Origin of the sequence: Bacillus sp. MSP13 (assembly GCF_000815295.1) — a bacterium.
Classification (GTDB): Bacteria; Bacillota; Bacilli; order Bacillales; family Bacillaceae; genus Bacillus; species Bacillus vallismortis.
Genome location: NZ_JXAQ01000009.1, coordinates 164,136 through 173,828 on the forward strand (window position 1 = coordinate 164,136; position 9,693 = coordinate 173,828).

Genomic DNA, 9,693 nt, shown 5'->3' on the forward strand with positions numbered 1-9,693 from the left:
AGTTTTAAGAAGGATGAAAGAAGATATAGGTACACATCATAACTTCCCTACATCTTTTGACAAAACGATTTTATCTAATAAGCCATCAGTTGTTAGACCTGATGGACGTGCAGAATATTTACACACAGGAACAATTAACGGTCAACAAGGTGTGTATCATATAACACTTAAAGACGATGTTGTAACTCATCGTTCGTTTATTCCACAGAGCGATTGGAAAAGGTATTCTAACCGTTGGGAGTTACCTTCTCAAGTTACTCCATAAAACAGGAGGTTGAAAGCACTTGAAAAAACTTGATTATAAAACTTATGGAGAATTTACAAATGAATTGTTAAAACTGAAATACGACTCACAAATAATATATGAGGGATATACAGATGACTTAATAACTTCAGTAGCAGGTGATTTAGAGCTAAAATTAAATTATGGTATGAGTAATACTTCTTCTGTAATCGCTAGAAAATATGGTGACCATATAGTATGGATACCAAAAATTCCTTTAGAATCAGATTATAGATACAAAACTATTATTTTTAATTCAAAGCAGTTTGCAGAATTATGGACATTCTTAAAATATAAGGCAGAAGATGACTTAGAAATAATAAAAAATATAAGTACCGATGAATTAAAACTAATGTGGATGATTGGGGCTAGAGGGACAGAACGAATTGAAGATATATCAAGTCTGATTAAATCAGTTAAAAAGAATACCATCGCACTTTCTACAAGTTTAGAACACGAGGATACAGTCTTTTATAATCTTATTGAAAATCAGTGGGCATTAAAAATAGATAAGATAATAGAAGATCAAGACTATTGGGAAAGTTTTATTGCTTATCTTGATAAGGGAGTATATGAAGAGTGGGAGGCTTTTAAAAAAGATAATAATGATAATCTATATATTCACTTAGGTAATGGATATTGTTTACCGATTTAATACTAGGGGCGGCTATCGAATGATAGCTGTCTTTTTTAGAGTGCGGAGTGCCTAAAAAGCATATATTTTATATACCAATTTTAAGCCCTATATAATATTTTACCGACTGATGATAGTAATGTAACAGTTCTACAGAAAGAAGCAGCAGCCCATCCGAAAGTCTATAATGACATACGGGTGATAGATGATAAACTGTACAATCATAAAAGATTAAAAAAGATAGATACGATTGAAGTGATTGACGAGTTAGAAAGTGATACTGCAAGCATTGACTACGTCGGCGGCAAATATTTTGTATATGAAAACGGGCAAATTGTGAGAGAATTCTATGCTGGAGGGAAAAAGCGGCTAGAAGAAGTTTCTTACATTCCAGAGGATAAAGTTGGCGGAGCTAAGCCGCTTGATTCGTTTCTTTATGGTAATGAATGTAGGTCAAGAAGAGAGACTAAAAGTTAAATTTTACAAACAAGTTGGAGTGGAGTTACTTTAAAATAGTCTTATTCTATTAGAAAGAAGAATATATAAAACAATTATGATATTTTCTCAGATAAATCAGTAGGTGAAGTAGTTGATACTTCTAAATATAATGTTATTGTTATCATACCTTGACTGGCTATATGCCTTTCAAGGTTTTTTAATAACAATAATTTTTTAGAGTGTAGATAAAATAAGAACTTTAGATTGCAATATAAGCCAAAAGAAAAAATGTGGAGAGCTAACTTCACTGAAAATGAAATTACAGTTGTAGGGTCAAAAACAGAATTAAGAAATGTACATGTTGATATTTTAGATTAAAAGGTGGGATATAATTATGTTAGAAATTAAAGCTTTAACTAAGGACTATGAAAATTGGGGAGAAGACGCTGATGATTTCTACATTTCATTTGAACTTGATGTAGGATTACATGATGTCCCTGGTGCTTCTGATTTATTTACTTTTAACATTATAAGCCCTAAAAGATTGGATAAGGTACTTGAAAGTACAGAAATTGAATTAGGTCATGGATATTTCATAATGAGAGATTTTAATATAAAAACTGTCAATTCTACTGTAGAGACTATCATGAATAAATGTAAAGACGATGACTATGATAAGTATATGAATAATTTATCTCAATACTTTAAATTACAAGGATAACAACAAAAGAGTTGTTGGCTAGTTGCTTATAGTTATACATGTTATATGATAAACAATTAGAGGTTTTTCATGTCAGAAGAGAATTAAACTCTCACTTCTTAATTATTTTAATTAAATGGTTTTCAGGACCCTCTGATTTGCTTCCTAGTGAGTAACTTTAGAGTAGTGTAGTGGTAACTGTTTTACCTTGATTGGCAAAGTGCCTTTCAAGGTTTTTTAATAAAAATAATTTTTTATAAAGCTAATCCACAAGCCCTTTCTCCTTTTCTTCGACATGTTTATCGACGAATACAAAAAAGTGCTGAAACAAACGCAGCATGCGATTTCCTCTGTAGAATCTGACTCCCACGGCATGATCGCAGAGGCTTTTCTCTCACACGACGCGAGACACGGGGGCAAGCATGCGCGAGAAGTGACAGAGCAGCTCACAGACGCAGTCAATCGCCAAACATCAGCTATCGACCACATCGTCAGCCTGCCGACAGTCAATGACTCCTTTTCCGGATGGAAACAGAACAGGCTGAGCGACTGATTTCGGATACCCTGAATAAGCTCTTTCACTTTGACGGCCAGCAAACCCAGGCATTAGAAACAGCAAAAACAGATTTTCAAACGATGAAAAAATACATAGATCAGCTCGAAACGATGTACACCGGCCCAAAAATCGAAATCACAGGCTACAAAAGCGGCTCCATCCTGAAATCGCAGGAAGAAGAAAACATCAACCAAACCTTCGGCGCCATTAACCCGCAAATGAAGCAGGCGGTTGATTCACCGATGGAGATGATGTTGAAGAAGTTAGACGAGAAAGAAAAGTCTAAAGTCGATTCAGTTGTCAAAACGGGTCATTCTAAAAAGGTAAATGAAAATATCATTGTTATTAATGGTAAAGTGTATCATACGAGTGAACATGTAGAACATGTAAAAACTGATTTCTCAAATGCAGAGGTTAAGCAAGTTGTTTATAATGATACACTTTACAATGTATACATATCAGGTAATAACATGAAACTTGAACCAGTCGTCTCGCTTTCGGACATCAAAGTGGATGAGAGTGGATATGTGAAGATCATAGAGACAGCTGTAGATCTTACCGGCGTGAATGATCTTTTTAAGGCCGTCACAGGCAGAGACCCTATAACAGGCGAAAAAGTCACAGGAAATGACCGTATTGTTGCCTCCATAAACTCAGTACCATTTGCTAAAATAGCTAAGTTAGAAAAGTTAAGAGATATTAATAAACTAATTGATGATGGGAAAAAGGCGAAGAAGGCATCGAAAGTTCATAAGGGAGCAGGTGAGTCTAGTAAGAAAGCCAGCGGCTCTAAATTTGATGATGTTATAAAAAATGGGGAGAAGATGCCGAAACATAGTGAAGTGAAAAATAAAAATAGTTTGCCTGGAAAAGGTGAACCTAATTCTTCAACTGATCTGTTAAATTCTGATGGAACTGTAAAGCAAAGAAGATACTATGATGAAAAAGGAAGGGCAAAAGAAGATATAGATTTTAACCACTCTGATGATGGAACACATACATTTCCTCATAGGCATAAGTGGGATTGGACTCAAAAAAAACCTAGACAAAAACCAGAATAAGGAGCTAATCGATGATGGAGAAAATCCACGACAGTAAAATTTTAAATTATCAAATAGACTTCGAGTCATCAATAATACAAATACTCTCGGAGAGCGATAACGGAGAGCTATTTAAAATTGTATTTGAAGATTTTTTCGCTTTTCATTTTGAAGACCAGATACCTAATAGTATACTTTTGGATATCTTTGAAGAAGAGATCAATTCGTTTGTTTTAGAGAATGAAGAGTTATTAGAAAAAGGTAAATCCTATTATTGGCCAATGGATTATGATTCTATAGAGGAATTAATGAATCATATTAAGGAAAATAGCTATCAATACTTTAAAATACAAGCTTCTTATGGTTTAAATGGGTGGATATTGTCAAAAAAGGTGCTTATTAAAGAATAGCGCAAACGCTTAAAATCGGATTTAAGTATTATATACCTTACAGAGGAAGCGATGAAGGACTAGAATGGATAAAAGAAAAGTGGAGTGAATTGGATTTTATTATATGAGGAAAAAGCATTGGCTACATACATTTTATTACTAAAGGAATTTGAAGATGAGGAAAGTGTGGTTTACAAATTTGGGCCTAATAAAAATACTATGGGCAAAGTCAAATTAAATAAAATAACTAGAAATTTTTAGAGTTAGAAGAAATTGCTGATAAAGATCTCCCGTCAACATTTTATTTTGATCGAGCTGCACAAAGATTAGCAGGTTGTTTAGTAAGAAAAGACGGTGTAATTTACAGAAAAAATGTCTTTTGAGTCTTAGCAAATGATAAAACCTTGATTGGCAAAAAGCCTTTCAAGGTTTTAATCTGCATTCAATATAATAAAAAAATCGAAGAGGTTTTCCTATGAAATATAAGGCGCTTGTTAAAAAACTTGATCCGCATATCGAAGAGGAAGTGATTCTTGAAATAGAAGGGGTAGAATTTACAGGTTTTTCTTCCGTCTGTCCTTATGAAATTGAAACGGGAAAACATTATCCTGTATTGGTTGGCTTTACAATTTTGGATGAGTTAGTTATTCGTGAAAATAAAGAAAAAAGAAAAGAATTAGAACGGATTGGTTTGGGATATCAATATTATATTAGGGGAATTTTGCAAAAGGATTCAATTGATGCAGGAATCCTCATTTAAGGGAAAAATAAATGAATCATTATTAATCATTCAGATTGTTTTCCCCCTAACAGGAATATTTCTAACTATCATGACAATCTGGTTAGCAAATGCCAATCAAGTTAACGATATAGAGTTATATGTGATTGCTGGTTTTTCATATGGTGTATTTTTCTTTGTATTCCCTTTAGGTATTTATATATTCAGGAAAAGAGTACTTATAAAAAAAGTAAAAGATATAGGCGGATATCAATAGAGTTGCTAAAGCGTGAACGTACAGTATAAGTGCCATTGGTTGAAAGAAATCCATTCAAGAAAGTGCATCAGGGAATAGGGTTTGAACTATTATTAGAAGGTAATCTGAAATCATGTTAAAAACATTAGAATGTAGAGATAAAAAGCTTATGAAAATAGAATTTGATGTCTATACACCCATTAAAGCTAGCAGAAGTTTACGCAGATATGAATTACCCTGAAGATATGGAGGCTTTATTTATTATCAGCCTTCTAATGACGCAGGCAATCCGCATTTACATTCCTATGAGAAAAATATAAATAGATTATGCAATTTGTTTCAAGACTTTTTAGTAAAAGAAAAACAATATATACAAAATGGCTTACCGCTATATAACTAAAACAGTCCTTAATAAGTAATTCTCTTAGTCAATACCAAAAATGAAAGCGTTGACATAAAATAAACCTAGTGCTAAAGTATACCTACAAACAAATACATCGACCCGTCAGGATTGTTACTGCGAAAGCAGGCAAAACCTAAATGGTGCAGGTGCAGGAGGAGACTCTCGCAATCTGTGTCATTTAGGTTTTTTTTATTCTCTATTTAGGAGGTGATGCGGCATTTGATACAAAAAAAGCTGGAGAAAGGCGGCCACCTTTCATCCAGCGGGTCCCCCCAAAAAAAGGAGGTATACACATGGATTATGATAAATTATCGAAAGACATATTACAACTCGTAGGCGGTGAAGAAAACGTTCAGCGCGTGATTCACTGCATGACGAGGCTTCGTTTTAACCTTCATGACAATTCGAAGCCGGATCGCGGTCAATTGGAGCGGCTGCCGGGTGTGATGGGCACAAATATCAGCGGCGAGCAGTTTCAAATTATTATCGGAAACGATGTGCCGAAGGTGTATCAGGCGATGCTGCGGCATAGCAATCTCAGTGATGAGAAGAGCGCGGGTTCATCCTCGCAAAAAAAGAATGTGCTGAGTGCGGTCTTTGATGTGATTTCTGGTGTGTTTACCCCGATTCTTCCGGCGATTGCAGGAGCGGGGATGATTAAAGGGCTTGTTGCGTTAGCTGTTACATTCGGCTGGATGACAGAGACGAGCCAGGCACATGTGATTCTTTCGGCTATCGGTGACGGCGCGTTCTACTTCCTGCCGCTTCTGCTTGCGATGAGCGCGGCGAGAAAGTTCGGAAGCAATCCATATGTAGCGGCGGCGATTGGGGCGGCGATTCTGCACCCGGATTTGACGGCGCTGCTTGGAGCGGGGAAACCGATTTCCTTTATCGGGCTTCCTGTAACCGCTGCCACGTATTCGTCAACAGTCATTCCGATTTTGCTGGCGATTTGGATCGCATCGTATGTTGAGAAGTGGATTGACCGGGTCACCCACTCTTCTCTGAAGCTGATTGTGGTTCCGACCCTGACATTGCTGATTGTTGTGCCGCTGACGCTGATGACAGTCGGTCCGTTAGGCGCTATTTTAGGAGAATACTTGTCTGTCGGTGTAAATGTTTTATTTGATCATGCAGGGCTTATTGCGATGATTTTGCTTGCGGGAACATTCTCTTTAATCATTATGACGGGCATGCACTATGCACTTGTGCCGATTATGATTAACAACATCGCCCAAAACGGGCACGATTACTTGCTTCCGGCTATGTTTTTGGCGAATATGGGGCAGGCTGGGGCATCCTTTGCCGTTTTCCTTCGCTCCAGAAACAAAAAGTTTAAATCACTTGCGCTCACAACGAGTGTCACGGCGCTGATGGGGATTACAGAACCCGCGATGTACGGCGTGAATATGAGATTGAAAAAACCGTTCGCGGCGGCTTTGCTGGGTGGCGCGGCCGGCGGAGCGTTTTACGGTGTGACGGGTGTTGCTTCCTATATTGTCGGGGGGAATGCGGGTCTGCCGAGTATCCCTGTCTTTATCGGCCCAACGTTTATTTACGCCATGATCGGTCTTGTGATTGCGTTCGCGGCGGGAACAGCGGCAGCTTATCTCATTGGATTCGAGGATGTGCCGTCTGACAGTGATCATCAGCCGTCTGTGACAAATGGCCATGAAGGCAGCGGAGAAATCATTCACAGCCCGATTAAAGGTGAAGTAAAGGCATTAAGTGAAGTCAATGACGGAGTGTTTTCTGCCGGGATCATGGGGAAAGGATTCGCGATTGAGCCGGAAGAAGGAGAAGTAGTTTCACCTGTGAATGGCAGCGTTACCACCATTTTTAAAACAAAACACGCGATTGGCATTACGAGTGATCAGGGAGCTGAAATTCTCATACACATTGGATTGGACACGGTGAAGCTGGAAGGACAATGGTTCACCGCTCACGTCAAAGAAGGCGACAAGGTCGCGCCGGGCGATCCGCTCGTTTCCTTTGATCTCGAACAAATCAAAGCGGCGGGATATGACGTCATTACCCCGGTGATCGTGACCAACACAGACCAATATTCGATATCGCCGGTGAAAGAAATCGGCAAAGTGCAGACAAAAGAGGCGCTGCTTGCTTTATCTTAAAAAAACTGATGGGGTGATCAATATGAGTTCAAATGCAAAACGATTTCCAGAAGGATTTTTATGGGGCGGCGCGGTTGCCGCTAACCAAGTCGAGGGTGCTTATAACGAGGGAGGCAAGGGGCTTTCAACGGCTGACGTATCACCGAATGGCATTATGTCTCCATTTGATGAGTCAATGACGTCCTTGAATCTGTATCATCACGGAATTGATTTTTATCATCGGTATAAAGAGGACATCGCTTTGTTTGCGGAAATGGGGTTTAAGGCATTCCGCACATCCATTGCGTGGACGAGGATTTTTCCGAATGGCGATGAAGAGGAGCCAAATGAAGAAGGCCTCAACTTTTACGACGATCTGTTTGATGAGCTGTTAAAGCATGAGATAGAGCCTGTTGTCACCATCTCTCATTATGAAATGCCGCTCGGTTTAGTGAAACAGTATGGCGGCTGGAAGAATCGCAAGGTCATCGAGTTCTATGAACGTTATGCCAAAACCGTTTTCAAACGTTATCAGCACAAAGTGAAGTACTGGATGACGTTCAATGAAATTAACGTGGTGCTCCATGCGCCATTTACCGGAGGCGGGCTTGTTTTTGAAGAAGGAGAAAACAAATTAAACGCGATGTACCAGGCCGCGCATCACCAATTTGTGGCCAGTGCTCTTGCCGTCAAAGCGGGCCACGAGATCATCCCTGATTCGAAAATCGGCTGTATGATAGCGGCAACGACAACCTATCCGATGACACCTAAGCCGGAGGATGTCTTCGCGGCACTGGAGAATGAACGCAAAACCCTTTTCTTCTCTGACGTGCAGGCTAGAGGCGCGTATCCGGGCTATATGAAACGCTTCTTAGCAGAAAATCATATTGAAATTGAAATGGCTGATGGCGATGAAGAGATTTTGAAAGAACATACGGTGGATTACATCGGATTCAGCTACTATATGTCGATGGCGGCAAGCACTGATCCAAAAGAACTCGCAAAATCAGGGGGCAACCTGCTGGGCGGCGTCAAAAACCCTTACCTGAAATCATCTGAATGGGGCTGGCAGATTGATCCGAAGGGCTTGCGAACCACGCTCAACACCTTATATGACCGCTATCAGAAGCCGCTGTTTATCGTGGAAAACGGCCTTGGTGCGGTAGACAAAGTGGGGGAGGACGGCTCTATTCAGGATGATTACAGAATCAACTATCTGCGAGAGCACCTCATTGAAGCCCGGGAAGCGATTGCTGACGGTGTCGACCTAATCGGATACACGTCGTGGGGGCCGATTGACCTTGTCAGCGCATCCACTGCGGAAATGAACAAACGCTACGGCTACATTTATGTTGATCGGGACAATGAAGGCAACGGAACATTAAACCGCATCAAGAAAAAAAGCTTCGACTGGTATCAGCAGGTCATCGCCACAAATGGAGAGAGTCTCTGACAACTTTTTGAATACTCATGCGCTTCAATTGACAATAACCGGAAGCAGGCGGACAATAAAAGAGAAAGATGAACCACCCACAGTCTGAAAGGCGGGAAGAGCATGTTTAACAAAATGATAGTTGCGATTGACGGATCAGACATGAGTGCAAAAGCGCTTGATGCAGCAGTGCATTTGGCCAAAGAACAGCAAGCGGAACTAAGCATTCTTCATGTGGGGAGAGAAGCCGTCGTTACGACTTCTTCTCTGACGGGAATTGTCTATGTGCCTGAACATTTTATTGAAGAAATCAGGGGCGAGGTTAAAAAAGAAGGCCTGAACATCCTTGAAAAGGCAAAAGAACAAGCAGCCGAGAACGGCGTTCAAGCTGAAACAATTTACGCGCAAGGCGAGCCGGCGCATGAGATTCTAAACACCGCAAAAGAGAAAAGCGCCAGCCTGATCGTAGTCGGCAGCCGGGGCATCAGCGGACTGAAAGAAATGATGCTTGGAAGCGTCAGCCATAAAGTGTCTCAATTATCGCCCTGCCCGGTATTGATTGTTCGATAAAAGAATAAGTGATTAGGTCTAATAGAAAAAATAAAAAATTGAATTACGAAATATAAAATTAAGAAATCTTATAAACATCGAAAAAATTAGAAAAGGGTTAGTGATTTATAGTAAAAGAAACTTGGATGATTTTGAATAATTTGTAGAGGGAGCTAATAAGCTC

General features: G+C 39.5%; 8 protein-coding genes and 4 pseudogenes. All 12 read left to right on the forward strand.

What is annotated here, in order from left to right:
- Positions 1–284 precede the first annotated feature (284 nt).
- On the forward strand, positions 285–938 hold the full coding sequence (locus SC79_RS10570; protein ID WP_039074994.1) for a hypothetical protein: 654 nt from the start codon (positions 285–287) through the stop codon (positions 936–938).
- Positions 939–1,046: 108 nt separating this feature from the next.
- Positions 1,047–1,364: pseudogene (locus tag SC79_RS10575) on the forward strand (T7SS effector LXG polymorphic toxin); the annotation flags it as partial.
- Between the two features lie 385 nt (positions 1,365–1,749).
- Complete coding sequence (locus tag SC79_RS10580; RefSeq protein ID WP_039074996.1) at positions 1,750–2,076, forward strand: Imm8 family immunity protein; 327 nt, start codon at positions 1,750–1,752, stop codon at positions 2,074–2,076.
- 232 nt (positions 2,077–2,308) lie between these two features.
- A pseudogene (locus SC79_RS10585) lies at positions 2,309–3,672 on the forward strand (T7SS effector LXG polymorphic toxin); the annotation flags it as partial.
- A gap of 11 nt (positions 3,673–3,683) precedes the next feature.
- A complete protein-coding gene (locus SC79_RS10590) occupies positions 3,684–4,061 on the forward strand; it encodes a hypothetical protein (protein WP_231559188.1) in 378 nt (125 codons plus the stop codon).
- Positions 4,062–4,178: 117 nt separating this feature from the next.
- Positions 4,179–4,430 (forward strand): annotated as a pseudogene (locus tag SC79_RS21290) (hypothetical protein).
- Positions 4,431–4,515: 85 nt separating this feature from the next.
- Positions 4,516–4,797, forward strand: a pseudogene (locus tag SC79_RS10600) (hypothetical protein); the annotation flags it as partial.
- Positions 4,781–5,035 (forward strand): hypothetical protein, encoded by a 255-nt coding sequence (locus SC79_RS10605; protein ID WP_039074997.1) that lies wholly within the window; start codon positions 4,781–4,783, stop codon positions 5,033–5,035. The pseudogene SC79_RS10600 and the gene SC79_RS10605, both read left to right, overlap by 17 nt.
- Before the next feature lie 235 nt (positions 5,036–5,270).
- Entirely contained in the window at positions 5,271–5,414 is a 144-nt protein-coding gene (locus tag SC79_RS21000) for a DUF2247 family protein (protein ID WP_231559191.1), read from the forward strand.
- A 296-nt stretch (positions 5,415–5,710) separates the two neighbouring features.
- Complete coding sequence (locus SC79_RS10610; RefSeq protein ID WP_039074998.1) at positions 5,711–7,549, forward strand: beta-glucoside-specific PTS transporter subunit IIABC; 1,839 nt, start codon at positions 5,711–5,713, stop codon at positions 7,547–7,549.
- A 22-nt stretch (positions 7,550–7,571) separates the two neighbouring features.
- Positions 7,572–8,981: an aryl-phospho-beta-d-glucosidase gene (bglH, locus tag SC79_RS10615; RefSeq protein ID WP_039075010.1), complete on the forward strand. Its 1,410-nt coding sequence runs from the start codon at positions 7,572–7,574 to the stop codon at positions 8,979–8,981.
- A gap of 102 nt (positions 8,982–9,083) precedes the next feature.
- Complete coding sequence (locus SC79_RS10620) at positions 9,084–9,530, forward strand: universal stress protein (RefSeq protein WP_039074999.1); 447 nt, start codon at positions 9,084–9,086, stop codon at positions 9,528–9,530.
- Positions 9,531–9,693: the final 163 nt, after the last annotated feature.